The sequence below is a fragment of the Microbacterium lacus genome, assembly GCF_039531105.1.
In the GTDB taxonomy this organism is placed as follows: Bacteria; Actinomycetota; Actinomycetes; order Actinomycetales; family Microbacteriaceae; genus Microbacterium; species Microbacterium lacus.
Genome location: NZ_BAAAPK010000001.1, coordinates 1,885,123 through 1,911,264, shown reverse-complemented (window position 1 = coordinate 1,911,264; position 26,142 = coordinate 1,885,123). Strand labels below are relative to the sequence as shown.

Genomic DNA, 26,142 nt, shown 5'->3' with positions numbered 1-26,142 from the left:
GCCAGGTGATCGCAAGCGATGCGCAGCGGGCTTTGTCGAGCGGGCACAACGCACCGTCTGCCAGCCTAGCGAGTATCCCGTCGTACGAAGTCGTCGCGGGCGCTGCGTCCTAGACTTGCCGCAAGGGCCTTTAGCTCAGCTGGTAGAGCGCCACGTTTACACCGTGGATGTCGTCGGTTCGATCCCGGCAGGGCCCACGTGAATGCACTTCCCGCCGACCAGCGCCGTCTCGTCGAACTCGCCGAGCTCGACACCCGCATCCGACAGGCTGAGAACGCGCGTCGCAATCCGCCTCAGGCTGCCCGCGTGCAGGCGCTGATCACGCAGCGTCAGACGCTGTCGCAGGAGCTGACATCGCGTCTCGGCATCCGCGACGATCTGCGGGCGGATCTCGCCCGCATCGAGTCCGACGTGGCGATGGTGGACGCCCGTCGCGCCCGCGACGCGGAGCGGCTCGCGGCGACGAGCAACGCGAAAGAAGCGCAGGGGCTGGAGAGCGAGCTGCAGTCCCTCGCCCGCCGCAAGAACGACCTCGAGGATGCTGAGCTCGAACTCATGGAGCGGCTCGAGGTCGCCGAAGCCGCCGTCGCCGAACAGGAAGCGCTCATCGCGCAGACGAACGACGAGGGCACGGCTCTCAGTGCAGAGGCGAAGCGGATCGTGGCCGAAGCCACCGCCGCTTTCGATGCTGCGACCCGCGACCGCGGCGCGCTGGTCGCCGCCATCCCCGCGGACCTCGTCGCGATGTACGAGAAGGTGGCGGCACGCAGCGCCGGGGCCGCCTATCTGCGACGCCGGACGTGCGAAGGGTGCCACATGATGATCGCGGGCACCGACCTGCAGACGATCCGCCTCGCCCAGACCGATGCCGTCGTCACGTGCCCTGAATGCGGATGCATCCTGGTGCGCGCGGAGGATTCCGGCTTGTGATCCCACCCCTCGCCGCCGTGCCTGGTGGGAGGGGCCGCCGTGCATCGCGATGACGATCAGGCTTTCGTCGTTCTGGGGCGCGCCGGCGGCGGGATTTCAGCCGCCGTGTTGGACATCGACGGCGCGGAGCGGGAGCGCCTGACGCTCGCGGAAGCGGACCTGGGGGAGTGGGTGCGCGCGTTCGAGCGCGCCCATTCGCCGCGGTGGGTCTGGAACGACACGCCGCGCTGGTACGCCGCTCTCCTCGGTTCGGGAGTCCGCGTCTCGCGATGCCACGATCTGCGCCTGTCTCATGCGATCCTGCGCGATTCGACCCTGACACCTGGATTCGTCGCGCACGGTGATGCGACTGCCGGGTCGCCGACCGACTGGGACTGCCCGCCCTTCACCGGCGAGGACGCACCCGCCCCGGCGCTGTTCGACCTCGACGGTGCGGCGGCCGCGGCGGGTCCCGCGATCGGGACCGACGAGTGCCTGGACGAATTCCGCCGCCAGCGCGACGCGGTGAGCCGATCTGCAGACTCCGGAAGGCTCCGGCTGCTGATCGCGGCGGAGGCCGCCGGCGCGCTGATCGCCGTGGAGCTCCAGGCCGCCGGGCTCCCCTGGGACGTGGGCGAGCACCGCCGCATCCTCGACGAGGTCTTGGGGGAGCGACCCGCGTCCGGCGGTGCACCTCGACGCATGGAGGATGCCGCGCGTCGCGTCCGGGAGGCGCTCGGGGATCCGACGGTGAACCTCGACTCGCAGCAGAAACTCCTCCGGTCACTGCATCGCGCCGGCATCCTCGTCACATCGACGAGCCGCTGGGAACTGGCCGAGTACCGCCACCCGGCGATCGAGCCCCTCCTGGAGTACAAGAAGCTCTCCCGGCTGCTCACGGCGAACGGGTGGGCGTGGCTCACCGAGTGGGTCCGCGACGGCCGCTTCCGTCCGACCTATGTGCCGGCGGGCGTCGTGACCGGTCGGTGGGCCTCCGCCGGCGGCGGTGCACTGCAGATCCCCCGTCAACTGCGGACGGCGGTGCGCGCCGACCCGGGGTGGCGGCTCGTCGTGGCCGACGTCGCGCAGCTCGAACCGCGCGTACTCGCTGCGATGTCCGGCGACGCCGCCCTCGCGGACGCCGCGCGCGGGGCGGATCTGTACGCCGGCATCGTCGCCGCCGGCGCGGTGCCGAGCCGGGCGGAGGCCAAGGTCGCGATGCTCGGCGCGATGTACGGCGCGACGACGGGCGCGAGCGGGCTCCTGGTTCCCCGGCTGCGACGGACGTTCCCCCGCGCGATGGCGCTGGTGGACGATGCCGCTCGTACCGGCGAGCAGGGCGGGGTCGTGTCGACGTGGCTCGGTCGCACTTCGCCCCCGCCGTCCGCGCGGTGGCGGGATGCGCAGTCTCGAGCGGGCGACGCCGAGGCGTCGGGAGCGGATGAGAGCAGGGCCCGGCGGTGGGCCCGAGACCGCGGCAGGTTCACCCGCAACTTCGTCGTCCAGGGCACGGCGGCGGAGTGGGCATCCGCGTGGCTCGCCGATCTGCGTGGCCGCCTTGCCGCTCTGCCCGCCGTGGCTCCCGCGCGCACCGCGCCCCGATCCGGCCCGGTCTTCGCCGACCGCGCTCACCTCGCGTTCTTCCTGCACGACGAGGTCATGGTCCACACCCCGCAGGAGCACGCCGACGAGGTGGCGGAGGCGGTGCAGCAGGCCGCCGCCGCAGCCGGCCGACTGCTGTTCGGAGGGTTCCCGATCGACTTCCCCCTCGAGGTCCGAGTGTCCGCGGACGCCGGCAAGGACTGACGACCCGGGATGCCGGGCTAGAGTGGGCGACGCGAATGGGTCGGCTGGACGGTCGCGTCGCGCGCGGTTCGCCGTGTCGCGCCGAGGAACGTCCGGGCTCCACAGGGCAGGGCGGTGGGTAACACCCACCCGGAGTGATCCGCGAGACAGTGCCACAGAGAACAGACCGCCGGGGGAGACCCCGGTAAGGGTGAAACGGCGGTGTAAGAGACCACCGGGGTCGTCGCGAGACGACCCGCAAGGTAAACCTCGCCCGGAGCAAGGCCAGACAGGGGATGTGGACGCGGCCCGCCGAGTCCCCGGGTAGGCCGCTGGAGCGGCACGGCAACGTGTCGCCGAGAGAGATGACCGTCCACGGGGCTCACGCCCCCGGACAGAACCCGGCGTACAGGCCGGCCCATTCGCCCTCTCGTCAGGCGCGCGTGACCGTCGTGTCCAGTTCCGGTGCGGCTCCCAGCGAGAGCGCCGCCGCGCCGATGATCCCTGCGTTGTTGCGGTGGATCGCGGGCACGATCGGCGTGTTGAGCTTGAGCAGCGGCAGGAACTGGTCCGCGTGCTTGGAGACACCCCCGCCGACGATGAACAGATCGGGCGTGAAGAGGAACTCGACGTGGCTGTAGTAGACCTGCAGACGCTCCGCCCACTGAGCCCAGTCGAGGGTCTCGCGCTCCATCGCCGAGTAGGCCGTCCACGCCTCGAAGTCGCGCTTGTGTCCGGCGCGCTGCAGGTGGCCGAGCTCGGAGTTGGGGATCAGGACGCCGTTGTAGATCACCGCCGACCCGATGCCGGTGCCGAGGGTCGTGAGGATCGTGAGGCCCTGGATGCCGCGCGCCGCGCCGTAGCGCATCTCGGCGACGCCGGCGACGTCCGCGTCGTTCGCGAAGTGGATGTCGCGCCCCAGACCGTCCTCGAAGAACTTCTCGGCCTCGAAGCCGATCCACCGCTGCGACACGTTCGCTGCGGACAGCGTGCGCCCCGACTTCACGATCGCCGGGAAGGCGACACCCAGTGGGATCGCGTCCTCACGGACACCGAGCGTGTCCAGGACCGTCAGCACCGCCGTCAGGACGTCCTCCGGCTCCGCCCCCTGCGGGGTCGCGACTTTCACGCGGTCGCTGAGCAGGGTTCCCGCTTCCAGGTCGACGATCGCCGCCTTGATGCCCGTGCCGCCGATGTCCACGCCGACCGCGCGCGTCTTGTCCTTTGCCATGGGGCCAGCCTATCCAGGAGCGCGCGCCCGATCAGTAGGATCGAGCGAGTGGCACCGCGCACGCGTGTGGTGGACGGTCGAGAGGAGCGGACTGTGGCCGAGGACAGCGAGAAGTACTGGTACAACCTCGAGACCGGAGAGGTCGAGCGCGGCTACGTCTCGCCGCACGTCGACCGCGCGGGACCTTTCGACACGGCCGAGGAGGCCGCGCGCGCACCGGAGATCATCCGCGAGCGCTCTCGGGCCTGGGCAGACGAAGACCGCCGCGAGAATGCGCCGCGTTCCGGCGCCGCAGACGACGAGAACTGATCCTGCTCTTCCTGAGCGGCATCCGAGGGGAATTCGATGGACAAGCAGCGTGACTTCGTTCTGCGCACGATCGAGGAGCGGGGCGTCAAGTTCGTCCGGCTGTGGTTCACCGACGTCATCGGGACCCTCAAGTCGGTCGCGATCGCGCCGGCCGAGGTGGAGGGCGCCTTCAGCGAGGGGCTCGGCTTCGACGGGTCGGCGATCGAGGGCCTGACCCGCTCGTACGAATCCGATCTGCTCGCTCACCCCGATCCCACGACGTTCCAGATCCTGCCGTGGCGAGGCGAGATCGATCCGACGGCGCGCATGTTCTGCGACATCACCACGCCCGACGGCCAGCCCGCGGTGGCCGACCCCCGGCACGTGCTCAAGCGGTCGCTCGCGAAGGCCGCCGATGCGGGCTTCACCTTCTACACGCACCCCGAGATCGAGTTCTACCTGCTGAAGTCGTCGGCGTTCGGACCGGAGGGACCGGAACCCGTCGATTCCGCCGGGTACTTCGACAACGTCCCGGGTGGGACGGCGCACGACTTCCGTCGGCGGTCGGTGCGGATGCTGGAGGACCTCGGGATCTCGGTCGAGTTCAGCCACCACGAGGGCGGCCCCGGCCAGAACGAGATCGATCTGCGGTACGCGGACGCCCTCGCGACGGCCGACAACATCATGACGTTCCGCACCGTGATCAAAGAGGTGGCCATCGAGCAGGGCGTCTACGCGACGTTCATGCCCAAGCCGCTGGGCGGCAAGCCGGGCAGTGGCATGCACACGCACATGTCGCTCTTCGAAGGCGACACGAACGCCTTCTACGAGGAGGGCGCGACCTACCAGCTGTCCAAGACCGGGCGCCACTTCATCGCGGGGCTGCTGCGTCACGCCGCCGAGATCTCCGCCGTGACGAATCAGTTCGTGAACTCCTACAAGCGCCTGTGGGGCGGCGACGAGGCCCCGAGCTTCATCACGTGGGGTCACAACAACCGATCCGCGCTGGTGCGCGTGCCGATGTACAAGCCCAACAAGGGTCAGTCCTCGCGCGTCGAATACCGCGGTCTGGACTCGGCGGCGAACCCTTATCTCGCGTATGCGCTCATGCTCGCGGCGGGTCTGAAGGGTATCGAAGAGGGCTACGAGCTCCCGCCCGAGGCGGAGGACAACGTCTGGTCGCTGACGGATGCCGAGCGCAGGGCCCTCGGCTACGCACCACTGCCGGCGAGCCTGGATCACGCTCTGGAGTACATGGAGGAGTCCGAACTGGTCGCCGAGACGCTCGGTGAGCAGGTCTTCAACTACGTGCTGCTGAACAAGCGCAAGGAATGGCAGGAGTACCGTTCGCAGGTGACGCCCTTCGAGTTGAAGAGCAACCTCGAGATGCTCTGACCGGCGCCTCGCGGCGATGACGACGGAGCGTTCGCAGTCCCTCACCCATCTCGCTCGGATCGGGTTCAGCCGTCTCGCGGAGGCGGACAGGGATCTGGGCGAGCTCGAGGAACTGCTCGCGCTCGAGCGCGACGCGCTGACGGCTCCCGCGGCCCGATCCGCCGATCCCGACGCGGCTGTGTCGGCGATGACGCGGATCGCACGACGCGACGCGAGGGCGCTGCGTGCTCTGCACGCCGACGCGGACGGCTGGGCGGCGGTGTGGGCGCTGCTCGGTGCCTCGAGCGGTTTCGCCGACTTCTATCTGCGGCATCCGGAAGAACTCTCGCACCTCGTCGCAGCGGGTCGGTCCCTTCCGACGGAGGAGGAGCTGCGCGCGTCCCTGCTGGAGTCCGTCGACGCCGAGGATGGCTTCGCCGTCGATCCGGACGAGCGGTCCTGGGTGGCGCTGCGTATCCGCTACCGGCGCCAGTTGGCCGCGATCGCCGCGTACGACCTGCTGAGCGCGTCCCCGGTGGACGAGGTCGCCCTGGTGGCAGCCCGTCTGGCAGATGCGGCCGGAGCGGCGCTCGAGGCGTCGCTGTGCGTGGCGCGCGCGCGGGTCGTCCGGGGACTGCCCGGCACGGGACGATCCCCGCGTGAGCAGGTCGCCGGCACCCGCCTCGCCGTGATCGGCATGGGCAAGACCGGCGCCCGCGAGCTCAACTACGTGAGCGATGTGGACGTGATCTTCGTCGCGGGCGCGGACGAAGCGGTGCTCGCCGAAGCCGGCGAGAGTCGCGTGGTGGACATCGCCACGCGACTGGCCGTGCAGACGATGCGCGGGATCTCCGGCGCCGAGATCGAACCGCCGCTGTGGGAGGTGGACGCGAACCTCCGGCCCGAAGGAAAGCAGGGCGCGCTCGTGCGCACCCTGGATTCCCACCTGTCGTACTACGACCGGTGGGCGAAGAGCTGGGAGTTCCAGGCGCTGCTGAAGGCGCGGCCGATCGCGGGGGACAGGGAACTCGGCGACGAGTACGTGCGCGCCGTCCAGCCGAAGATCTGGACGAGCGCCGCCCGCGAGAACTTCGTGGACAGCGTTCAGCGCATGCGCGAGCGCGTGACCGAGCACATCCCGGCCGCGGAGGTGCCCTACCAGCTCAAGCTCGGGCCGGGCGGCATCCGCGACATCGAGTTCACGGTGCAGCTCCTGCAGCTCGTGCACGGGCTGTCGGATGACCGCATCCGCCAGCGCGGCACGCTCGAGGCGATCGACGCCCTCGTGGCACAGGGCTACATCGGCCGAGCCGACGCCGCCACCTTCTCGCACGACTACCGCGTGCTGCGTCTCCTCGAGCATCGCGTGCAGCTGCGTCAGCTCCGTCGCACCCACTTGATGCCGGAGCGGCCGGACGAGCGCCGCGTCCTCGCGCGCGCCAGCGGTCTGGCCGAGTCGGGCGAGAAGGTCTGGGAGCTGTGGGAGAAGATCAAGCGCGAGGTGCGCGACATCCACGTCCGGCTGTTCTACCGGCCGCTGCTGTCCGCGGTCGCCTCGCTCCACGAGGAGGAGCGCTCGCTCTCGCCCGCTCAGGCGCACGATCGCCTCGCGGCGATCGGGTTCACCGATCCGGTCGGGGCGCTACGGCACATCGCCTCGCTCACAACGGGTCTGAGCCGCGGGGCCACGATCCAGCGCCACCTGATGCCCGTGATGATCCGCTGGTTCGCCGACGGCGTGGACCCCGACTACGGGCTTCTGGCGTTCCGGCGCATCAGCGAGCGCCTCGGCGCGACGCCGTGGTTCCTGCGGATGCTCCGCGACTCGTCGGGCGCGGCGGAGAGCCTCACCCGGGTGCTGTCCAGCTCACGCTATGTCGGCGAGCTCATGGAGTGGATCCCGGAGTCCGCGGCGTGGCTGGACGACCCCGAGCTTCTGCAGCCCCGGTCAGGCGTGGCTCTCCAGGAAGAGGCGCGCGCGATCCAGTCGCGCCACGCCTCGATCGAGGACGCGATGCGCTCGGTGCGCGGCCTCCGACGGCGCGAGTTGCTGCGCATCGCGATGGCCGGGATCCTGGGCACCCTCACGATCGAGGAGATCGCCCACGCGCTCACCACCGTGACGGAGGTGACGATCCAGGCGACGCTGCGGGCTGTCCGCCGCGAGGTCGTCCCCGAGGAGGACTCCGCGCTCGATTTCTCGGTGATCGCGATGGGTCGATTCGGCGGCGGAGAGCTGGGATTCGGGTCGGATGCCGATGTGATGTACGTGTACCGGGCGAACGGGGTGGACCCTCAGCGCGCGCACGAGCTCTCGCTCCAGCTCGTCGCGGGTCTGCGCAAGCACTCGGAGGACCATCGCGTCCCGCTGGATCTGGATGCCGGGCTGCGCCCCGAGGGGCGCAACGGGCCGATGGCCCGCTCCCTCGCGGCCTACGGCGAGTACTACCGGCGCTGGTCGCTGTCGTGGGAGGCGCAGGCCCTCCTCCGCGCGCGAGGGGTCGCCGGCAGCACGAAGCTCATCCGGGCCTTCACCGAGCTCGCCGACGACGTCCGTTATCCCGCGACGGTCGATCCGCAGGGTGTGCGCGAGATCAAGCGCATCAAGGCGCGGGTGGAGAACGAGCGGCTGCCGCAGGGGGCGGATCCCGCACGACACCTCAAGCTCGGTCCCGGCTCGCTCAGCGACGTCGAGTGGCTCGTCCAGCTGCTGCAGCTCGAGCACGCGCACCGGGTCCCCGGGATGCGGACGACCTCGACCATGGACGCCCTGCGGGCCGCGCGGGATGCCGGGATCGTCGCGGAGACCGATGCACAGCGCCTCGCGGACGCGTGGCGTCTGGCGAGCCGGCTGCGGTCGGCCAACACACTGCTGTCCGGTCAGACGAGCGACGTGCTGCCGACGGATCGCAAGAAGCTCGACGGCATCGGCCGGCTGCTCGGATATCCGCCGCGCTCCGCGACCGCGGTCGAGGAGGACTATCTGGGCGCGACCCGTCGCGCCCGGCGCGTGTTCGAGAAGCTGTTCTACGGCTGAGCCGCCGCGTCCGCCGCACACGAAGAAGGGGCCCCGCGATGCGGGACCCCTTCTTCGTCGACGTGTCTCAGACGCCGAAGTACAGCTCGAACTCGAACGGGTGCGGTCGCGCGGCGATCGGCTTGATCTCGTTCTCGATCTTGTACTCGATCCAGGTCTCGATCAGCTCAGGCGTGAAGACGCCGCCGGCGAGGAGGAACTCGTGATCGGCCGCGAGGGCGTCCAGCGAGTCCAGGAGCGAGTTCGGGACCTGAGGGATGTTCTTGGCCTCCTCGGGGGGAAGCTCGTACAAGTCCTTGTCGACCGGCTCGTGCGGCTCGATGCGGTTCTTGATGCCGTCCAGGCCGGCCATGAGCTGCGCCGCGAAGGCGAGGTAGGGGTTGCCCGAGGCGTCCGGTGCCCGGAACTCGAGGCGCTTGGCCTTGGGGTTCGAGCCCGTGATCGGGATGCGGATCGCCGCGGACCGGTTGCCCGCCGAGTAGACGAGGTTCACCGGCGCCTCGTAGCCCTTGACGAGTCGCTTGTACGAGTTGATCGTCGGGTTGGTGAAGGCGAGCACCGCGGGCGCGTGGGCCAGCAGGCCGCCGATGTACCAGCGGGCGACGTCGCTGAGTCCGCCGTAGCCGGCCTCGTCGTAGAAGAGCGGCTTGCCCTCGAGCCACAGCGACTGGTGCACGTGCATGCCCGAGCCGTTGTCGCCGAACAGCGGCTTGGGCATGAAGGTCGCGACCTTGCCCCACTGCTCCGAGGTGTTCTTGACGATGTACTTGAACTTCAGGATGTCATCCGCCGCGTGCACCATCGTGTCGAAGCGGTAGTTGATCTCCTGCTGTCCACCGGTGCCGACCTCGTGGTGCGAGCGCTCGAGGGTGAAGCCCGCCTCGATGAGCTTGAGCGTGATGTCGTCGCGCAGGTCGGCGGTCTTGTCGACCGGGCTGACGGGGAAGTAGCCGCCCTTGTACGGGGTCTTGTTGGCGAGGTTGCCGCCCTCTTCGACACGGCCCGAGTTCCACGCGCCCTCTTCGGAGTCGACGGAGTAGAAGCTCGAGTTCTGCTTGATCTCGAAGCGCACGTCGTCGAAGATGTAGAACTCCGCCTCGGGGGCGAAGTACGCCGTGTCGGCGATACCGGTGGAGGCGAGGTACTTCTCGGCCTTCTTGGCGACCTGACGCGGGTCCTTGTGGTAGATCTCGCCCGTGCGCGGGTTGTAGATGTCGAAGATCATGATGAGGGTCTTCGCCTCGCGGAACTGGTCGAGGTACGCCGTCGACACGTCCGGGATGAGCTGCATGTCCGACTCGTGGATGTTCGCGAAGCCGCGGATCGAGGAGCCGTCGAACAGCTGGCCGACGGTGAAGAACTCCTCGTCGACGGTCGAGGCCGGGATGTTGAAGTGCTGCTGCACACCAGGAAGATCCGTGAAACGGATGTCGAGGAACTTGACGTCCTCGTCCTTGATGAACTTGAGCACCTCGGATGAATCTTTGAACATGAAGGCTCCAGAGTTAGGGCATCGGGAACTGCCGCCCGCAAGCGGGCTTTCACGAACCGTACCGGGAGGGCATTGCCCGGCAGTGACACCATTGTTTCCGGCATGTTACGCGACGCTCGTTAGGCTGACCACATGGTCTCACCCGATGCGCTTCCCTCCGGCGGATACCCGGGCGAGCGTCTCGGACTTCCTGAGGAAGGCCGCGGGAGCCTCGCGAAGCTCGGTCGCCGGGTGTGGGCGATCCTGATCGACTGGGCCTGCGCCGTGGTGATCTCGATCTCGTTCTTCGACTATGCGCCACTGGCGACCACGCTCGTCTTCGTCGTCGTGCAGATCATCTTCATCCCGACGATCGGAGGCAGTCCCGGTCACCGGCTCCTGGGCATGCGCGTCCAGCGGGTGACGGGGGAATGGCCGGGACTGTGGCGCCCGGTCGTGCGCTCGGTGCTCCTCGGCCTCGTGATCCCCGCGGTGATCTGGGATGCCGACAACAGGGGTCTGCACGACAAAGCGGCCGGCACCGTGCTTGTGCGCGCGTAGCGCGCCGCCGGACTAGCGCGGGCGCGGGGCGCGCGCCTTCGTGGGGTCGATGCCCTTCGGGATGGGCAGCGACGCCAGCGACTGGGAGACGGACTCGAGCCGCTTGATGACCGCAGCCATCGTCGCGCGGTCGATTTTGGTCGGCAGGGCCTTGATCGTCGAGGCGAGCTTCGCGATCGGCACCTCGTCGGCACCGTGCCCGACGTAGAGGACGGTGACGGGCACGCCGGCGGCGACGCGCTGAGCCTTCGAGCGTTCGTCGTTCACGAGCCGGGTGAGCCGGCCGCGGGCCCCTTCGCCGACGATGACGACTCCACCGCGCCCGACGGCGCGGTACACCGCTTCCTGCGTCTTGGGGTTCACGCCGACCGGCATCTCGCTGGACTGCCACTTGCGTCCCAGCGACGTCGACAGCACATGGCCGGCCGCGCCCGGCATCCCGTCGATCTGCTTGTACATCGCACTCGTGGACAGGCGCGTCATCGTCATGAGCGACGCGAGGATGCCGAGCATGACGCCCGTGATCGCCCAGAGGATGATGCTCCACAGCGCGACCGGCGGCAGCAGGAAGCCGATCGCGACGCCGAGACCGGTGGCGAGGATCATGATGCCGATCAGCAGCCACGGCAGCCAGGGGTACGCCTTGCGCGTGAACGTGAACAGGGTGCGGATCTGCGAGAAGAATCCGGGCCGCTTCTCGGGCGCCGTACTGCGTGCTGCCATGGCACCAGCCTACCTTTCCGCGTCCGCGGCATCCGCTCCTTCCCGGCGCCGTCCTCCGGGGCGTTGTGCACAGATGAGGCTGCGCGGGTCCACCGGGAGTGTTGCGGCATGCACGCTCGGAGGGTGATCGAGGATGACGAGCACCTTCTGCATGCGGGCCTCCGGGTGATCCGGATCGTTCGCGACGACGCCGCCGTTCCCTGGCCCGGGGCGCTCGCGGCCGATCCGACAGGAACGACGACATTCGTCGTGGATGCCGCGCGATTCGGTTCCGGGTGGCCGGGCTGGCAGGCCGACGGGCACTCTCATGTGCTCGCGCCGCACGACATCCTGCGGCGCGACGACGGCCACGACCTCCTGCTGCCTCCGTGCGTCGAGCGGATCGCCGATTTCCTCCGGCGGCGCACGGACGCCGGCGATCTCATGGCCGGGGAGGCGGTCACGCTCGCGGTGAGCATGACGCGCGGCCTCATGGAGGCGGGGGATGCGGCGGACACGAGCACCGGCGCATGGTGGCTCACAGAAGACGGTCGCCCCGTCCTCGCCGTCGACAGCGGTGATCGGGTGTGCATCGACGAGACGCTCGCGCGGCTGCAGGAACTCGCGGGTGCCGTGCCCGAGGTCGCCGATGCCGTCCTGGCCGCGCACGACGGGATGGCCGAGCCTCGGACGCGACGTCGGGAGTGCACGCGGTTCGAGACGGAGATGTTCGACCTCGCCGAACCGGCAGCCCTCGCGACGAGCACGTTGGGTCCTCGACGCGCGCGGACGTCGCCCGAGCCGCGTCGGATCGAGGCCCAGGTCGTCGCGGACGCGCCTCGGCCTCCCGCGCTGCTGCACGCGCTGGTCCGTCACGTCGACGCAGACTGGGCAGACCTGCTCTCGCGGACGACGACGGGCGCGTGGCGGGCGCTGCGCTCTCGGGAGCGAGCACGGCGCCCCTGGCTCGTCGCGGCGTGTGCTGCCGCGACCGTCCTGATCGCCGGCCTGCTGTGGCCGACCGTCCCGTCAGGGCCGGCGACGGCGGAGACACCGAACGGCTCGGACGGCGCGGTGTCGACCCCGCCCCCGTCGGAGCCCACACCGTCGCCGTCACCCGGAGCCGAGCCGCATTCGGACGTCCTCGATTCCGGTGCGCACCCGACCGACCTCGTCGCGGTCGCCTCAGAGTTGCTCTCCGCACGGGTGGCATGCGCGGGGGAGCCGACATGTCTGGTGGGCGTTCAGGAGTCGCCGGATGCCGTCTTCCCCGCGGGGGTCATCGACCTGCCGATGGACGGACGCTCGCTCGTGCTGCTCGACGAGTTCGGCGGCGCAGCCGTGCTGCGGGTGGAGGCGCTCGATGCGAGCACCGGCCCGCAGCTCGTGGTGATCGTCAAGCTCGGCGACGGCTGGGAACTGCGTGACGTGCACGACGTCTCGCAGTGACCAAGGGGATCAGATGCCGAGCTGGCCTTCGAACGACGCGTCCTCCAGACGCTTCTTCACCGTGGTGAGGAAGCGCGCAGCGTCCGCGCCGTCCACGATCCGGTGGTCGTAGGAGAGAGCGAGGTAGACGTACGAGCGGATCGCGATCGCGTCCTTCCCGTCGACCTGGACCAGACCGGGCCGCTTGACGACGACGCCCGTCCCGAGGATGGCCGACTGCGGCAGGAACACGACCGGCGTGTCGAAAAGCGCACCGCGCGAACCCGTGTTGGTCAAGGTGAACGTGCCACCGGCCAGCTCGTCGGGCTTGAGCTTGTTGCTGCGCGTGCGTGCGGCGAGATCGGCGATCTCGTGCGCGATCTGCGCCACGTTCTTCGCGGCCGCGTCACGCAGCACCGGCGTGAGCAGTCCACGCTCGGTGTCGACCGCGATCGAGAGGTTCTCCGATGCGGGGTACACGATCTGGTCACCGTCGACGGTGGCGTTGATCACGGGGTTCGACTGCAGGGCCTCCGCCGCCGCGAGGGCGAAGAAGGGCAGGAACGACAGCTTGTCTCCGGTCTTGGCCAGGAAGTCGGCCTTCACCGCATCGCGGTAGGACGCGAGCTTGGTGACGTCCACCTCGACGACGGTGGTGAGCTGAGCGGTCGCCTGCATCGAGGCCACGGCGCGCTCCGCGAGCACCTTGCGCAGCCGAGACATCGGCTGCGTGGTTCCCCGCAAAGGGGAGACCTCGACCGCCGCAGGTGCGGCAGAGACGGGCGCGGCCGCAGCGGCCGGCGCAGCCGCCTTCTGCGCGGCCTGCAGGACATCCTCCTTGCGGATGCGCCCGCCGACGCCGGTGCCCTTCACGGCGGCCAGATCCACGCCCTGCTGCTGCGCCAGGCGACGGACGAGCGGCGTCACGTACGCGGTCACGTCGTCGTCGGTGTCCGCGGCTGCCGGAGCGGGCGCGGACGGAGCCGGAGCTGCGGCAGGAGCGGCGGGAGCCGGAGCCGGAGCGGTGGGGGCAGGAGCAGCGGCCGGAGCCGGAGCAGCGGCGGGGGCGGCTTCTGCCGGGGGTGCGGGGGCGGGGGCTTCTTCGGCCGCGGGCGCCTGCTGCGGGGCGGCCTCCTGCGGCGCGGCAGCGCCGTCGCCGATGCGGGCCAGCGCGGCGCCGACCTCGACGGTCTCGTCCTCCTGCACGAAGATCTGCTGGAGCACGCCGGCGAACGGAGAGGGGATCTCGGTGTCGACCTTGTCGGTCGAGATCTCCAGGAGCGCCTCGTCCACCTCGACGGCGTCGCCGACGCTCTTGAGCCAGCGGGTGACGGTTCCCTCGGTCACACTCTCACCCAGCTCGGGAAGGACGACATCCTTGCCCTCGCCGCCCGCGGCGGGCGCTTGCGAAGGCGCGGCTGCTTCGGCGGGCGCCGGTTCGGCCGGTGCCTGCTCCGCCGGTGCCTGCTCGGCTGCCGGGGCTTCCGCGGCGGGTGCGGCCTCCTCGACCGGCGCAGCCTGCGCGGGAGAATCGTCCGCGGCCGGCGCCGAGGAACCGTCGCCGATCTTGGCCAGGACGGCGCCGACCTCGACGGTCTCGTCCTCCTGGACGAGGATCTCCTCGATCACGCCGCTGATCGGCGAAGGGATCTCGGTGTCGACCTTGTCCGTCGAGATCTCCAGCAGTCCTTCGTCCGCCTGTACGGTGTCGCCGACGTTCTTGAGCCAGCGGGTGACCGTTCCCTCGGTGACGCTCTCGCCGAGCGCGGGGAGGACCACGGAAGTGCTCATGTGCATGACTCCTTCAGAATGCCGATGTCGTTCTAGCTTAGTGATGCCGCCGCGATCGCGCGTCGGCCGCGCTCAGAGCGCGTGGAGCGGTTTTCCGGCCAGCGCGAGGAACGCCTCGCCGAGCGCTTCGCTCTGCGTGGGGTGGGCGTGGACGAACGGGGCGATGTCCTCGGGATGGGCCTCCCAGCCCACGGCAAGCTGCCCCTCGGTGATGAGCTCGCCGACACGATCCCCGACGAGGTGCACGCCCAGCACGGGCCCGTCCTTGCGACGGACGACCTTCACCAGCCCGCCCGTGCCGATGATCTCGCTCTTGCCGTTGCCGGCCAGGTTGTACTCGTAGGAGATCACCTGATCGGCCCCGTGCGCGGCGATCGCCTGCGCCTCGGTGATTCCCACGGAGGCCACTTCCGGGTGGCTGTAGGTGACCTTGGGGATCTGCACATCGGGGATCAGAACGGGGTCCAGCCCTCCGATCTGCTCGGCGACGTAGATGCCCTGCTGGAACCCGCGGTGCGCGAGTTGGAGCCCCGGCACGATGTCGCCGACGGCCCACACGTGCTCCACCCCGGTGCGCAGTCGCTCGTCGGTCTGCACGAAGCCGCGGTCGATCCCGACGCCGGCCTCTTCGAAGCCGAGGCCGGCTGTCGCCGGCCCCCGGCCGACCGCGACGAGAAGATAGTCGGCCTCGAAGCTCTTGCCGTCCTCGAGCGTGACGGTGACGGCATCCGCGGTCTGCGTGACCGACTGGAAGCGCACGCCGAGCGAGGAGGCGATGCCGCGGCGCCGGAAGGCGCGTTCGAGCCCCTTGCTCATCGCGACGTCCTCGTTGGGCACGAGGTGATCCAGCGCCTCGACGATCGTCACCTCGACGCCGAAGGACCGCCACACACTCGCGAACTCGACGCCGATGACCCCACCGCCGAGGATGACGACACGGCGCGGGATCTCTTCGAGCTCGAGGGCGTGCTCGCTCGTGAGGACACGTCCTCCGATCTCCAGTCCGGGCAGGGTTCGGCTGTACGACCCTGTCGCGAGCACGACGTCACCGCCGCGATAGAGGTCGTCGCCCACGCGCACGGCGGGCCCCTGCTCCAGCCGGCCCTCGCCGCGGACGACCGTGATGCCACGGGCCGCGATGAGACCTTCGAGTCCCTTGAACTTCTTGGCGACGATGCCCTCGCGGTACGCACGCACCCCGGCGGGATCGACGCCTTCGAGCGTCGCCCTGATGCCGATGGATGCCGCATCCCTGGCGACATCGGCGACTTCGGCCGCGTGCAGGAGCGCCTTGGTCGGAATGCACCCGCGGTGCAGGCATGTGCCGCCGAGCTTGTCCTTCTCCACGAGGGCGACGGACTTGCCGAGCTCGGCCGCGCGCAGCGCCGCGGCGTAGCCGCCGCTGCCGCCTCCGAGGATGACGACGTCGAAAGTGTGATCGGTCATCGGGTCTCCTCCCGTCCGACGAAGCGGATGAGCGATCGGACCGTCGCGCCGGTGGGTCCCTTGTCGGTGAAGCCGTAGCCGGCGCCCTTGTTCATGCCCACCCCCGCGATGTCGAGGTGCACCCACGGGATGCGCGGCGCATCGGGCTCGTCCGAGACCCGACCCACGAAGTGGCGCAGGAAGAGTCCCGCGAACAGGGAGCCTCCGGCGGGATCGCCGATCTTGGCGTTCTGCAGATCGGCGATGGGGGAGTCGAGCTCGTCCACCATGTGCGCCGGCAGCGGCAGTTGCCAGGCGAGTTCTCCCGCATCCGCCGAGACGGCCAGGTAGTCGGCAACGGCGGCGTCCTCGCCCATCACGCCCGCGTGGCGATTGCCGAGGGCGATCGTGATCGCTCCGGTCAGCGTCGCGACGTCCACGATCACATCCGGATGCTCGCGGCTCGCGGCCACGAGTCCGTCGGCCAGGACGAGACGCCCTTCCGCATCCGTGTTGAGCACCTCGACCGTCGTGCCGTCGGCGATGCGCAGCACGTCTCCCGGCCGGGTGGCGTTTCCGGAGGGCATGTTGTCGGCGATGCACAGCCACGCGGTCGCGTGCACGGGCAGTCCCAGGGTCGCGACCGCCCGGACGACCGCCAACGCGGTCGCCGCGCCGCACATGTCGTACTTCATCCCGACCATCGAGGCCGGCGGTTTGAGCGAGAGTCCGCCGGTGTCGAACGTGATTCCCTTGCCGACGAGCGCCACGTGGCGCTGCGCGTCCTCCGGGGCGTAGTCCACGCGCACGAGGCGCGGTGGGCGGTCCGATCCCTGTCCGACGCCGAGGATGCCGCCGAATCCGCCGTCGCGGAGGTCTTCCTCGTCGTAGACGTCGACGGTCACGGGAAGATCGGCCACGGAGGCGACCGCGCGCTCGGCGAAATCGGCGGGGCCCAGCCATTCGGCGGGGATCGAAATGAGATCCTTCACGAGCGCGACGGCCGAGGCCTCGGCGACGACCGCGGCGACATCCTCGGCAGCGGGCTCGACGGAGGCGTGGACCTGCACGCGCCGGGCCCGCGGCTTGGGCTGCTCGCTCTTGTAGCCGTCGAAGCGATATCCGCCCAGCGTCGCGCCTTCGGCGGCGGGGCGCCAGTGCTCGGAGTCGGCCGTGAGCACACCGACGGCGACGCTCTCGAAGCCGGTGAGAAGGCGGATGCCGGTGCCGACGGCCTCGCGGATCACGGCGGGATCCGCCCCCGAGCCGGCGCCGACGACAGCGAGCGGGAGAGTCGTGCTCTGGGGCGCGTAAACACGCTGGAATGCATGGAGCGAGCCGCTGAAGCCCGTGGCCGAGAGGGCTTCGAACAGCCCTGGCCAGTCGTCGTCCACCGGTGGTTCGGCGGGATCGAAGGACGGCACGACCAGCAGCACTGCGGTGGCGTCCGTCTCTCGGAGCGGGGTGGTGTGCACGGAGAGGTCGGGAAACGACATGGGTTCCATCCTAGGAGCGCGACTGTTCGCTCTGAGCGGGATGCGCGCGACCTCGACGCGTGACGTCGGCTCGTAGCATGGGGGAATGGCTCTCTCCGGTCCGCTGTACGAGCGCGTCGCCTCGGCGCCGCCGATTCCGCGCGGACTGCCCCTCGTGATCGCGCTCACCGGGTTCACCGACGCCGGAAGCGCCGTGAGCCGAGTCGTGGACTACTTCCGGGATTCGCTCGAACCGACACCGGTCGCCGTCTTCTCCAACGACGTGCTGCTGGATTACCGAGCCCGGCGCCCCCTCATCTCCTTCGACCAGGATCACCTCTCGGACTATCGCCCGCCGCGATTGGAGCTGTCCTTCGCTCACGACTCGCTCGGGCAGCCGTTCCTGCTGCTCGCAGGATACGAGCCGGATTTCGCGTGGGACGCCTTCACGGATGCCGTCCTCGACTTCGCCGCCGCCTACGACGTCGAGTCCGTCACGTGGGTGCACGCGATCCCGATGCCCGTGCCGCACACCCGGCCGATCGGCACGACCGTGAGCGGCACGCGCGCCGAACTGACGGAAGCCCATTCCGTGTGGCAGCCGCACACCCAGGTTCCCGCGACCGCCGGGCATCTCCTGGAATACCGATTCGCCGAAGCCGGGGCTCTCGTGGCGGGGTTCGTGCTGCTCGTTCCGCACTACCTCGGGGACACCGAGTACCCCGCGGCGGCGCTGGCAGGGCTCGACAGTCTCACCGTCGCGACGGGACTCGTCTTCGCCGGCGACGAACTGCGCGAAGAGAACCGCGAGTACCTCGCCAAGGTGGACGAGCAGGTCGCCGGCAGCGACGACCTCTCGCGGATGGTGCAGGGGCTCGAAGAGCGTTACGACTCCTACATGGCGGGATCCACGCTCGGGAGCCCGATCATCCACACCGGCGATCTGCCGAGCGCGGACGAGCTCGCAGCCGAGCTGGAGCGGTTCCTGGCCAATCGGCCCACCGGAGACGACGAGAAGCGCGGCGCCTGAGGCGGGGAATTCCCGATGGTGCGATCGGGTTGCACCAGAAGAACAACGGCGCACGTCGGATGTGCGCGACGGATGTGCGATAATGGATGACCTGACCCGTTGTCAACCGGCTCTGCGAGGCTTCCTCGCCGGAGTGGGGACTTGACAAGGGTCTTACTAGTGTCCGAAATCTACCGAGGGGCGTCCCGACGCCCGACGGTGAAAGGCGAACCGTGACCTCAGGCACGAAGACCACGACCCGCGCGCGCAGCGCGAAGGACACCGCGGTGGAGGATTCCGCGGAGGAGACCGCGACGACCCCCGCGAAGAAGGCGCCCGCGAAGAAGGCGACTCCCAAGGCGGCCGCGAAGACCCCGGCGAAGAGCACGGCCAAGAAGGCCGCCTCGAAGGATGCCGACGTCGAAGATCTGGCGGATGACGTCGAACTCGACGACGAGGTGGAGATCGACGACGCCGTCGAAGGCCTCGACGACGCCGAGGACGACGAGAAGCCCAAGGCGACGAAGGGCAAGGGAAAGGCTGCACCCGCCGCCGACGGCGAGGCGGACGCATCCGATGAGGATGACGAGGAAGAGGAGGAGACCAAGCCGGCCTTCACCGAGCCTCTTCCCACCGGCGCGATCGTCATCTCCTCGGGTGACGACGACGAGGTGCCCGTCTACTCGACGATGATCACCGGCGCGACGGCCGACCCGGTCAAGGACTACCTGAAGCAGATCGGCAAGGTCCCGCTGCTGAACGCGGCGGAAGAAGTCGAGCTCGCGATGCGCATCGAGGCGGGCCTGTTCGCCGAAGAGAAGCTCTCGCACATGACCCCGGCGGAGAAGTCCAGCCAGACCGGGCTCGACCTGCAGTGGGTCGCCCGCGATGGTCAGCGCGCGAAGAGCCACCTCCTCGGTGCGAACCTGCGCCTGGTCGTGTCGCTCGCCAAGCGCTACACCGGCCGCGGCATGCAGTTCCTGGACCTGATCCAGGAGGGCAACCTGGGTCTGATCCGTGCGGTCGAGAAGTTCGACTACACGAAGGGTTTCAAGTTCTCCACCTACGCGACATGGTGGATCCGGCAGGCGATCACGCGCGCGATGGCCGACCAGGCCCGCACGATCCGCATCCCCGTCCACATGGTGGAGGTCATCAACAAGCTCGCGCGGGTCCAGCGCCAGATGCTGCAGGACCTCGGTCGCGAACCCACGCCCGAGGAGCTCAGCCGCGAGCTCGACATGACGCCCGAGAAGGTCATCGAGGTTCAGAAGTACGGCCGCGAGCCGATCTCGCTGCACACCCCGCTGGGCGAGGACGGCGACAGCGAGTTCGGCGACCTGATCGAGGACACCGAGGCGGTCGTTCCCGCCGACGCGGTGGGCTTCACGATGCTGCAGCGTCAGCTGGAGTCGCTCCTGGACTCCTTGAGCGAGCGCGAAGCCGGTGTCATCCGGATGCGCTTCGGTCTCGGTGACGGTCAGCCCAAGACGCTCGATCAGATCGGCGACACGTTCGGGGTGACGCGCGAGCGCATCCGCCAGATCGAGTCCAAGACGATGGCGAAGCTGCGTCACCCGTCGCGGTCGCAGTCGCTGCGCGACTACCTCGAGTGATGAGCGGGGCCAACGCCGGCAAGGCGCTGACGGTCGAAGTCGACGGATCGTCGTACTCCCGCATCCCGATCCGCACGCGCGTCGTGATGCCGGGGGACGATCTGGACGCCTTCGTCCGCGAATACGCGACGGACGTGGTGAAACCCGGTGACATCTTCTTCGTGACCGAGAAGATCGTCGCGATCACCCAGGGACGGTCGTACCTGGTCGAGGACATCACCCCGCGCCGACTCGCCCTGTTCCTGTCGAAGTTCGTGGTGCGCACTCCGTACGGCATCGGTCTGGGCATGCCGGAGACGATGGAGATGGCGCTGCGCGAGTGCGGCACCATCCGCATCCTGTTCGCCGCGGCGGTCTCCGCCGTCACGAAGCTCTTCGGCCGCAAGGGCGACTTCTACCGCATCGCCGGCGACAAGGCCCGTGCGATCGACGGCCCTACGAGCGGCACGATCCCGCCCTACAACAAGGCCGTCGTGCTCGGACCGGAGCGGCCGCGCGAGGTCGCGCGCCATCTGAAGACGCTGATCGGCGGGATGGCCGAGGTGGCGGTCGTCGACATCAACGACCTGGGCGGGAACATCCTGGGCTCGACGCTCGACAAGGCCGCCGAAAGGCGGCTGGTCGCGATCCTGAAGGACAATCCGCTCGGACAGGGTCACGAGTCCACGCCCCTCGGCGTCGTCCGCGCAGCGGGGGACTAGAAGCCGATCGCCTCGCGGTAGCGGGCCTTATGCCCGGTGCGGATGCCGGTCGCGCTGGGTTTGTTCTCGTACACCCCGGCACCCCAGTTGCCCTCGACGAGCACAGGCCCGTCGGGGGTGACCACGACGTCCCATCCCACGTACTGCACCTGCGGGACGACCCGGGCGACGCGGTCGATGAACGAGCGGACCTCGTCCATCATCGGCAGCTGGAAGTCGCCGATCAGGAAGCCCGAATCCGGATGCCGCGCGTGCACGTGCCCGTGCGAGTCATAGCCCGGCCCGACGGCGCGCCCGTTGTCGTCGAGCATCGTGTAGAAGCCGCCGAACGTCATCTGATCGCTCACCGCGCCGCGGCCGAACTTCTGCGCCATTGCGAGGATGTGCGTGCGCTCCCCGTCGAAGAACGCCGTGATGCGGGTCGTGTTCACCGTGCCCGGGCACACCGCGGCGAGGGCCGCGTGCTGCACGATGACTTCTTCGATCAGCAGCTCGCCGCGCGCGAGGAGCCCGCGATGGAACTCCTCGGCATCCGTGATCTCCGCCGCGTGATAGCGGTGCACTCCCGTCCCCGCCTGGCCGACCGGCTCCTTCGTGACGATCGTCCCGTGGCGCTGCGCGAAGGCGAAGACCTCCGCGGCGTTGCCCTCCTCGACCACCATCCACTCACGGTGCAGGTGCTCGGAGAACACCCGGTCGAACTCCACCTTGTCCTGGAAGATGTAGCGGAAATCGGGGTGATCGAACTTCTGCGAGAGCTGGTTGGAGACCGGATGGGTCATGTAGGTCGCGCGCTCCGCGGCGGTGAGGATCGCGAAGTCGTAGTCGATGTAGTCCTGGAATCCGACGTTGCGGAAACCCGCCTGCCACAGCATGTCCACCACGACGGCGGGGGTCCACTTCTTGTGCTGGGCGGACGCCTCCTTGGCGCGCTCGAGGACGGATCCGACATCGATCCGACGCGCGCGGCCGACGAGGTAACGAAGGCGCGGCGCGATGCCGAGGCCTTGCTGAGGCATGCGGACTCCGGGGGCAGGGAACGGGGAAGGTGCGCAGAGCGCCCCGGATAGTCTAGATGGCGTGACCTCCGGCAACCCTGGCCGCCCCGGGCGAGCACCCGATCTCCCGGATCGCGTGTCTCCCACGGCCGTGATCTCGCGGTCGGCTCTCCGACTGAACCTGCGGGCGGTGCTGTCGACGCAACCGGATGCCGCCATCGACGTCCGCGCGGACGGCTGGGGTCACGGACTCGGGTTCGTCGCACAGACCGCCCTGGAAAGCGGTGTGCGCGCCCTGATCGTCGACGAGGAGGGTCGCCGAGAACTGGACGGTGTCGTGCCCGCGGCTGTGCTCGTGAGCGGATCGCCGTCGGCGATCGGCGACCCGGTCTACGGACTCAGCGCCGGATTCATCCCGGTGCTGAGTCTGCGCGGGCGCGTGCTGAGTCTGAAGGAACTGAAGACGGGCGAGGCGGTCTCCTACGGGTACACCTTCCGCACCCCGCGGGACACCGTGATCGCCCTGGTCACCGGCGGCTACGCGCAGGGCGTGCTCCGCGCGCTCGGAAACGCCGTCACGGTGCGGATCGCGGGGGAGCGGCATCCGATCGTCGGCCGCGTCGCGATGGACGTCTGCGTCGTCGACGTCGGACCCCGGCCCCGCGTCCGCCGCGGCGACGAGGTCACGTTCTTCGACGACTCCCCCGAGGGCCCGGCCGTGGCGGAATGGGCCGCCGCCGGCGGCCTGACGCCGGCCGAGATCGCGTGCGCCGTCGGGCTTCGCAACCATCGGGAGTATGTCGCATGAGCGCGCCCGTGCTGCACGTGGACCTCGACGTCTTCGCCGCGAACATCCGGTCCGTGCGCGCGCGCACGGCGCCCGCTGAGCTCATGCTCGTCGTGAAGGACGATGCCTACGGGCACGGACTCGACGCGATCGTCCGCCGCGCGGCGAGAGAGGGCGTGCGGTGGTTCGGTGCGTTCGACGTCCGCGAATCGCTGCGCGCACGGCACGCGGCGGGTCCCGACGCACGCATCTTCTCCTGGCTCACCGTCGGGCGGGAGGAGATCGCCCAGGCGCTTCGCGCGGACATCGATCTGGGCGTCGGGGACGCGGTGTTCCTGGAGGACATCGCGTCGGTCGCGCGGGCGGAGCAGGTGACCGCCCGCATCCACCTCAAGATCGACACCGGACTGCACCGCAACGGGATCAGGCCCGAGGACTGGGACGGCGCGCTGCGCCGAGCGCGCGTTCTCGAAGACGAGGGGGTGCTCCGCCTCGTCGGCGTCTGGAGTCACATCGCCGAGGCGAGCGACGCCGACGACGACGAGGCCCGAACCCTCTTCGATCGCGCGTTCGGCGCCGCCGAGGCTGCGGGCTTCGCGCTGGAGGCGCGCCATCTCTCGGCCAGCGCCGCCTCGCACGCGCGGCCCGAATTCCGGTACGACCTCGTCCGGGTCGGCGCGTTCTGCTACGGCGTGCGGTCAGTAGGCGGCCCGTCCGGGCGAGAGCTCGGGATCGTCCCCATCGCGGCGCTGCGCGCGCCGATCACGCATGTGGCGGATCACAGCGCGACGCTGGGTGTGGGATCGCTGCACGGTCTGCCGTCCGCGCTCGCCCGCCGTGCGGCGCTCGAAGTCGACGGCACGACCCGTAGGATCGCCGAGATCGCACTCGTCCACACGGTGATCGAACTTCCGCCCGGCGCGAAGATCGGGGACGAAGTGACGGTCTTCGGTGATGGAGCGGCCTCCGCGACCGATCTGGCAGAAGCGATCGGCACGGTGGGGGAGGAGATCCTCGTGCGGATCTCTCCGCTCATCCCGCGGAACTACCGCGGGCTCTGATCAGACGGACTCGAGCAGGCGCGCCGTCTCGTCGTGCCAGCTGGTCGCGACCGAGCGGAGCTTCTCTTCGTACTTGCGGCCGTGGTGCGCGCAGAAGAGCAGTTCGCTGCCGTTGACCTCTGCGGCGATGTAGGCCTGGGCGCCGCACGAGTCACAGCGATCCAGCGCCGTGAGGCGGTAGTCGAGAACGGCGGGCTCGGTGGGGGTGGATAGCGTGGTCATCTCGGGTCCTCCTCGGTGCGTCGCTCGTATCTCGATCGCCCTGTGCGGGTTGCATCACATACAACCACGCGGGACATGGGGGGATGCCCGGATGCCGCCACATTTCGCTCAGCGCGTACGGCGGCCCCCCGCCCCCGTGTCTGTGCAGGCTCCTGGGAGGCACCGCCGATACTCTTGACGTTTGTGACCTCCGAGTATTCCGCCCACCACCTGCAGGTGCTCGAGGGACTGGAAGCGGTCCGCAAGCGGCCCGGCATGTACATCGGCTCGACCGATTCCCGCGGTCTCATGCACTGCGTCTGGGAGATCATCGACAACGCGGTCGACGAGGCTCTGGCCGGCAACGGGTCCCGCATCGACGTCGTCCTGCACGAGGACGGCAGCGTCGAGATCCGCGACACCGGCCGCGGCATCCCGGTCGACATCGAACCGCGCACCGGACTGTCCGGCGTCGAGGTCGTCTTCACCAAGCTGCACGCCGGCGGCAAGTTCGGCGGCGGATCCTACGCGGCCTCCGGAGGACTGCACGGCGTCGGCGCGTCCGTCGTCAACGCACTCTCCGAACGCCTCGACGTCGAAGTGGACCGCGGGGGCAAGACGTGGGCGATGTCGTTCCACCGCGGCGAGCCCGGCGTGTTCGCCGACAGCGGCGCACCGTCTCCGGATGCGCCGTTCCGTCCGTTCAAGGATCGCAGTGAACTGCGCGTGATCGGCAAGGCGCCGCGCGGCGTGACCGGCACGCGCATCCGGTATTGGGCGGATCGCCAGATCTTCACGAAGGACGCGGTCTTCCAGCGGGAGGAGCTCGCCACGCGGGCGCGGCAGACGGCCTTCCTCGTACCGGGCCTGGAGATCACGGTGCGCGACGAACGCGGCACCGAGGTCGATGAAACCTCGTTCCGCTTCGACGGAGGCATTTCGGAGTTCGCCGAGTTCCTCGCGACCGACTCCGCAGTCACGGACACGTGGCGGTTGACCGGCAGTGGAACGTTCACCGAGACGGTGCCCGTGCTCCAGGCGAACGGGGCGATGGTGCCGACCGAGCTCGAGCGGGAGTGTCAGGTCGACATCGCCGTGCGATGGGGGACCGGCTACGACACCGTCACGCGGTCTTTCGTCAACATCATCTCCACGCCGAAGGGCGGCACCCACCAGCAGGGGTTCGAGCAGGAGCTGCTCAAGGTGCTGCGCGGACAGGTCGAGCAGAACGCCCGGCGCTTGAAGGTCGGCGGCGCCGGCGCGCCCAAGCTCGAGAAGGACGACGTGATGGCGGGCCTGACGGCCGTGCTCACGGTGCGTCTGCCCGAGCCTCAGTTCGAGGGCCAGACGAAGGAGGTTCTGGGCACCCCGGCGGTGCGACAGATCGTCACTCAGGTCGTCCGCAAGGAGCTGACCGCCCGGTTCGCCTCGCCCAAGCGCGACGACAAGGCGCAGACCGCGCTCCTGCTGGACAAGGTCGTCGCCGAGATGAAGGCGCGCATCTCCGCGCGGGCGCACAAGGAGACGCAGCGCCGGAAGAATGCCCTGGAGTCGTCCTCGCTCCCGGCCAAGCTCGTCGACTGCCGATCCTCCGAGGTCGAGCAGTCCGAGCTCTTCATCGTGGAGGGCAACTCGGCCCTCGGAACCGCGAAGGACGCCCGCAACAGCGAGTACCAGGCGCTGCTGCCCATTCGCGGCAAGATCCTGAACGTCCAGAAGTCCTCCGTGTCGGACATGCTCTCCAACGCGGAGTGCGCCTCGATCATCCAGGTGATCGGCGCGGGCTCCGGACGCACGTTCGATCTGAGCGCGGCCCGCTACGGCAAGGTCATCATCATGAGTGACGCGGATGTCGACGGCGCGCACATCCGCACGCTGCTGCTCACGCTGTTCTTCCGATACATGCGGCCGCTCATCGAGGCCGGACGCGTGTTCGCCGCCGTGCCTCCGCTGCACCGCGTGATCGTGGTCAATCCGGGGTCCAAGCCCAACGAGACCGTCTACACGTACAGCGAGCAGGAGCTGCACGCGCTGCTGACGAAACTCACCAAGGCGGGCAAGCGCTGGCAGGAGCCCGTCCAGCGCTACAAGGGTCTCGGCGAGATGGATGCCGACCAGCTGGCCGAGACGACCATGGACCGCGCCGGGCGGCTGCTGCGGCGGGTGCGGCTCGAGGACGCCGAAGCCGCCGGGTCCGTGTTCGAGCTGCTCATGGGCAACGAGGTCGCGCCGCGCCGCGATTTCATCGTCGACTCGTCCGACCGGCTCTCGCGCGAGTCGATCGACGCCTGA

The 26,142-nt window shown here is 69.5% G+C and carries 21 protein-coding genes, 1 tRNA gene and 1 other RNA gene; 15 read left to right on the top strand and 8 right to left on the bottom strand.

All coding sequences use genetic code 11. From position 1 onward, the window contains the following. The first annotated feature begins 124 nt into the window (after positions 1-124). From ABD197_RS09025 to rnpB, 4 genes are all read left to right on the top strand, one after another. A tRNA-Val gene (locus ABD197_RS09025) sits at positions 125-197 on the top strand. Between the two features lies 1 nt (position 198). Then, positions 199-930 carry a zinc ribbon domain-containing protein gene (locus ABD197_RS09020; protein ID WP_344053702.1) on the top strand — a complete coding sequence of 244 codons (732 nt, stop codon included), beginning with the start codon at positions 199-201 and terminating at the stop codon, positions 928-930. Between the two features lie 39 nt (positions 931-969). Next, positions 970-2,715, top strand: a complete 1,746-nt coding sequence (locus tag ABD197_RS09015) for a bifunctional 3'-5' exonuclease/DNA polymerase (protein ID WP_344053700.1) — start codon at positions 970-972, stop codon at positions 2,713-2,715. A 36-nt stretch (positions 2,716-2,751) separates the two neighbouring features. Further along, an RNA gene (gene rnpB, locus ABD197_RS09010) (RNase P RNA component class A) lies at positions 2,752-3,119 on the top strand. Positions 3,120-3,127: 8 nt separating this feature from the next. Here rnpB and ppgK read toward each other — a convergent pair. Next, positions 3,128-3,925 carry a polyphosphate--glucose phosphotransferase gene (ppgK, locus tag ABD197_RS09005; RefSeq protein WP_344053698.1) on the bottom strand — a complete coding sequence of 266 codons (798 nt, stop codon included), beginning with the start codon at positions 3,923-3,925 and terminating at the stop codon, positions 3,128-3,130. A 48-nt stretch (positions 3,926-3,973) separates the two neighbouring features. Between ppgK and ABD197_RS09000 the strand changes: the two genes are divergently transcribed. From ABD197_RS09000 to ABD197_RS08990, 3 genes are read left to right on the top strand one after another with little or no spacing between them, the layout of a single operon-like run. Continuing rightward, positions 3,974-4,234 (top strand): SPOR domain-containing protein, encoded by a 261-nt coding sequence (locus ABD197_RS09000; protein WP_344053696.1) that lies wholly within the window; start codon positions 3,974-3,976, stop codon positions 4,232-4,234. Positions 4,235-4,270: 36 nt separating this feature from the next. Then, positions 4,271-5,608 carry a type I glutamate--ammonia ligase gene (gene glnA, locus ABD197_RS08995; protein WP_344053694.1) on the top strand — a complete coding sequence of 446 codons (1,338 nt, stop codon included), beginning with the start codon at positions 4,271-4,273 and terminating at the stop codon, positions 5,606-5,608. Positions 5,609-5,624: 16 nt separating this feature from the next. After that, positions 5,625-8,624 (top strand): bifunctional [glutamine synthetase] adenylyltransferase/[glutamine synthetase]-adenylyl-L-tyrosine phosphorylase, encoded by a 3,000-nt coding sequence (locus tag ABD197_RS08990; RefSeq protein WP_344053692.1) that lies wholly within the window; start codon positions 5,625-5,627, stop codon positions 8,622-8,624. Positions 8,625-8,691: 67 nt separating this feature from the next. Here ABD197_RS08990 and glnA (ABD197_RS08985) read toward each other — a convergent pair whose 3' ends face one another. Then, positions 8,692-10,116 carry a type I glutamate--ammonia ligase gene (glnA, locus tag ABD197_RS08985; RefSeq protein WP_344053690.1) on the bottom strand — a complete coding sequence of 475 codons (1,425 nt, stop codon included), beginning with the start codon at positions 10,114-10,116 and terminating at the stop codon, positions 8,692-8,694. A 132-nt stretch (positions 10,117-10,248) separates the two neighbouring features. On the opposite strand from glnA (ABD197_RS08985), the gene ABD197_RS08980 reads away from it, so the two are divergent. Further along, on the top strand, positions 10,249-10,656 hold the full coding sequence (locus tag ABD197_RS08980) for an RDD family protein (protein ID WP_344053688.1): 408 nt from the start codon (positions 10,249-10,251) through the stop codon (positions 10,654-10,656). A gap of 12 nt (positions 10,657-10,668) precedes the next feature. On the opposite strand, the gene ABD197_RS08975 is transcribed toward ABD197_RS08980, so the two are convergent. Then, positions 10,669-11,379 carry a DUF4191 family protein gene (locus ABD197_RS08975; protein ID WP_344053686.1) on the bottom strand — a complete coding sequence of 237 codons (711 nt, stop codon included), beginning with the start codon at positions 11,377-11,379 and terminating at the stop codon, positions 10,669-10,671. Between the two features lie 123 nt (positions 11,380-11,502). Here ABD197_RS08975 and ABD197_RS08970 point away from each other — a divergent pair, with 123 nt between their 5' ends. After that, positions 11,503-12,807 (top strand): hypothetical protein, encoded by a 1,305-nt coding sequence (locus ABD197_RS08970; protein WP_344053684.1) that lies wholly within the window; start codon positions 11,503-11,505, stop codon positions 12,805-12,807. 9 nt (positions 12,808-12,816) lie between these two features. Here ABD197_RS08970 and sucB read toward each other — a convergent pair whose 3' ends face one another. The 3 genes from sucB to ABD197_RS08955 all read right to left on the bottom strand — a co-directional run bounded on the left by sucB (position 12,817) and on the right by ABD197_RS08955 (position 17,498). Then, positions 12,817-14,577 carry a 2-oxoglutarate dehydrogenase, E2 component, dihydrolipoamide succinyltransferase gene (sucB, locus tag ABD197_RS08965; protein ID WP_344053681.1) on the bottom strand — a complete coding sequence of 587 codons (1,761 nt, stop codon included), beginning with the start codon at positions 14,575-14,577 and terminating at the stop codon, positions 12,817-12,819. Between the two features lie 72 nt (positions 14,578-14,649). Then, the gene (gene lpdA, locus ABD197_RS08960; protein WP_344053678.1) at positions 14,650-16,023 is read right to left on the bottom strand and encodes a dihydrolipoyl dehydrogenase; all 1,374 of its coding nucleotides are present in this window, start codon (positions 16,021-16,023) and stop codon (positions 14,650-14,652) included. Further along, positions 16,020-17,498 (bottom strand): leucyl aminopeptidase, encoded by a 1,479-nt coding sequence (locus ABD197_RS08955; RefSeq protein WP_344053676.1) that lies wholly within the window; start codon positions 17,496-17,498, stop codon positions 16,020-16,022. The genes lpdA and ABD197_RS08955 overlap by 4 nt, the downstream gene beginning before the upstream one ends. 85 nt (positions 17,499-17,583) lie before the next feature. On the opposite strand from ABD197_RS08955, the gene ABD197_RS08950 reads away from it, so the two are divergent. The 3 genes from ABD197_RS08950 to ABD197_RS08940 all read left to right on the top strand — a co-directional run bounded on the left by ABD197_RS08950 (position 17,584) and on the right by ABD197_RS08940 (position 20,803). Then, positions 17,584-18,507: a proteasome assembly chaperone family protein gene (locus ABD197_RS08950; RefSeq protein ID WP_344053675.1), complete on the top strand. Its 924-nt coding sequence runs from the start codon at positions 17,584-17,586 to the stop codon at positions 18,505-18,507. A 212-nt stretch (positions 18,508-18,719) separates the two neighbouring features. After that, positions 18,720-20,102, top strand: a complete 1,383-nt coding sequence (locus ABD197_RS08945; protein ID WP_344053673.1) for an RNA polymerase sigma factor — start codon at positions 18,720-18,722, stop codon at positions 20,100-20,102. Continuing rightward, positions 20,102-20,803, top strand: coding sequence for a coenzyme F420-0:L-glutamate ligase (locus ABD197_RS08940; protein ID WP_344053671.1), 702 nt, complete (start codon positions 20,102-20,104; stop codon positions 20,801-20,803). The genes ABD197_RS08945 and ABD197_RS08940 overlap by 1 nt, the downstream gene beginning before the upstream one ends. Here the strand turns inward: ABD197_RS08940 and ABD197_RS08935 are convergent. Next, positions 20,800-21,822, bottom strand: coding sequence for a sugar-transfer associated ATP-grasp domain-containing protein (locus ABD197_RS08935; RefSeq protein WP_344053669.1), 1,023 nt, complete (start codon positions 21,820-21,822; stop codon positions 20,800-20,802). The genes ABD197_RS08940 and ABD197_RS08935 overlap by 4 nt on opposite strands. 61 nt (positions 21,823-21,883) lie before the next feature. Between ABD197_RS08935 and ABD197_RS08930 the strand changes: the two genes are divergently transcribed. After that, positions 21,884-22,609, top strand: a complete 726-nt coding sequence (locus ABD197_RS08930; protein ID WP_344053667.1) for an alanine racemase C-terminal domain-containing protein — start codon at positions 21,884-21,886, stop codon at positions 22,607-22,609. Continuing rightward, complete coding sequence (locus ABD197_RS08925) at positions 22,606-23,649, top strand: alanine racemase (RefSeq protein ID WP_344053665.1); 1,044 nt, start codon at positions 22,606-22,608, stop codon at positions 23,647-23,649. The genes ABD197_RS08930 and ABD197_RS08925 overlap by 4 nt, the downstream gene beginning before the upstream one ends. Here ABD197_RS08925 and ABD197_RS08920 read toward each other — a convergent pair whose 3' ends face one another. Then, the gene (locus ABD197_RS08920; protein WP_314502266.1) at positions 23,650-23,871 is read right to left on the bottom strand and encodes a DUF7455 domain-containing protein; all 222 of its coding nucleotides are present in this window, start codon (positions 23,869-23,871) and stop codon (positions 23,650-23,652) included. It abuts the gene before it with no gap. 183 nt (positions 23,872-24,054) lie between these two features. On the opposite strand from ABD197_RS08920, the gene ABD197_RS08915 reads away from it, so the two are divergent. Beyond that, positions 24,055-26,142 carry a DNA gyrase/topoisomerase IV subunit B gene (locus ABD197_RS08915; protein ID WP_344053660.1) on the top strand — a complete coding sequence of 696 codons (2,088 nt, stop codon included), beginning with the start codon at positions 24,055-24,057 and terminating at the stop codon, positions 26,140-26,142.

Excerpts from the sequence above, each read along its gene's own strand:
- ABD197_RS08940 (WP_344053671.1), top strand. The coding sequence starts at position 20,102 with ATGAGCGGGGCCAACGCCGGCAAGGCGCTGACGGTCGAAGTCGACGGA.
- ABD197_RS08990 (WP_344053692.1), top strand. The coding sequence starts at position 5,625 with ATGACGACGGAGCGTTCGCAGTCCCTCACCCATCTCGCTCGGATCGGG.
- ABD197_RS08950 (WP_344053675.1), top strand. The coding sequence starts at position 17,584 with ATGGCTCTCTCCGGTCCGCTGTACGAGCGCGTCGCCTCGGCGCCGCCG.
- ABD197_RS08980 (WP_344053688.1), top strand. The coding sequence starts at position 10,249 with ATGGTCTCACCCGATGCGCTTCCCTCCGGCGGATACCCGGGCGAGCGT.
- ABD197_RS08925 (WP_344053665.1), top strand. The coding sequence starts at position 22,606 with ATGAGCGCGCCCGTGCTGCACGTGGACCTCGACGTCTTCGCCGCGAAC.
- ABD197_RS08955 (WP_344053676.1), bottom strand. The coding sequence starts at position 17,498 with ATGTCGTTTCCCGACCTCTCCGTGCACACCACCCCGCTCCGAGAGACG.
- glnA (WP_344053694.1), top strand. The coding sequence starts at position 4,271 with ATGGACAAGCAGCGTGACTTCGTTCTGCGCACGATCGAGGAGCGGGGC.
- sucB (WP_344053681.1), bottom strand. The coding sequence starts at position 14,577 with ATGAGCACTTCCGTGGTCCTCCCCGCGCTCGGCGAGAGCGTCACCGAG.
- ABD197_RS08975 (WP_344053686.1), bottom strand. The coding sequence starts at position 11,379 with ATGGCAGCACGCAGTACGGCGCCCGAGAAGCGGCCCGGATTCTTCTCG.
- lpdA (WP_344053678.1), bottom strand. The coding sequence starts at position 16,023 with ATGACCGATCACACTTTCGACGTCGTCATCCTCGGAGGCGGCAGCGGC.
- ABD197_RS08935 (WP_344053669.1), bottom strand. The coding sequence starts at position 21,822 with ATGCCTCAGCAAGGCCTCGGCATCGCGCCGCGCCTTCGTTACCTCGTC.
- glnA (WP_344053690.1), bottom strand. The coding sequence starts at position 10,116 with ATGTTCAAAGATTCATCCGAGGTGCTCAAGTTCATCAAGGACGAGGAC.
- ppgK (WP_344053698.1), bottom strand. The coding sequence starts at position 3,925 with ATGGCAAAGGACAAGACGCGCGCGGTCGGCGTGGACATCGGCGGCACG.
- ABD197_RS08920 (WP_314502266.1), bottom strand. The coding sequence starts at position 23,871 with ATGACCACGCTATCCACCCCCACCGAGCCCGCCGTTCTCGACTACCGC.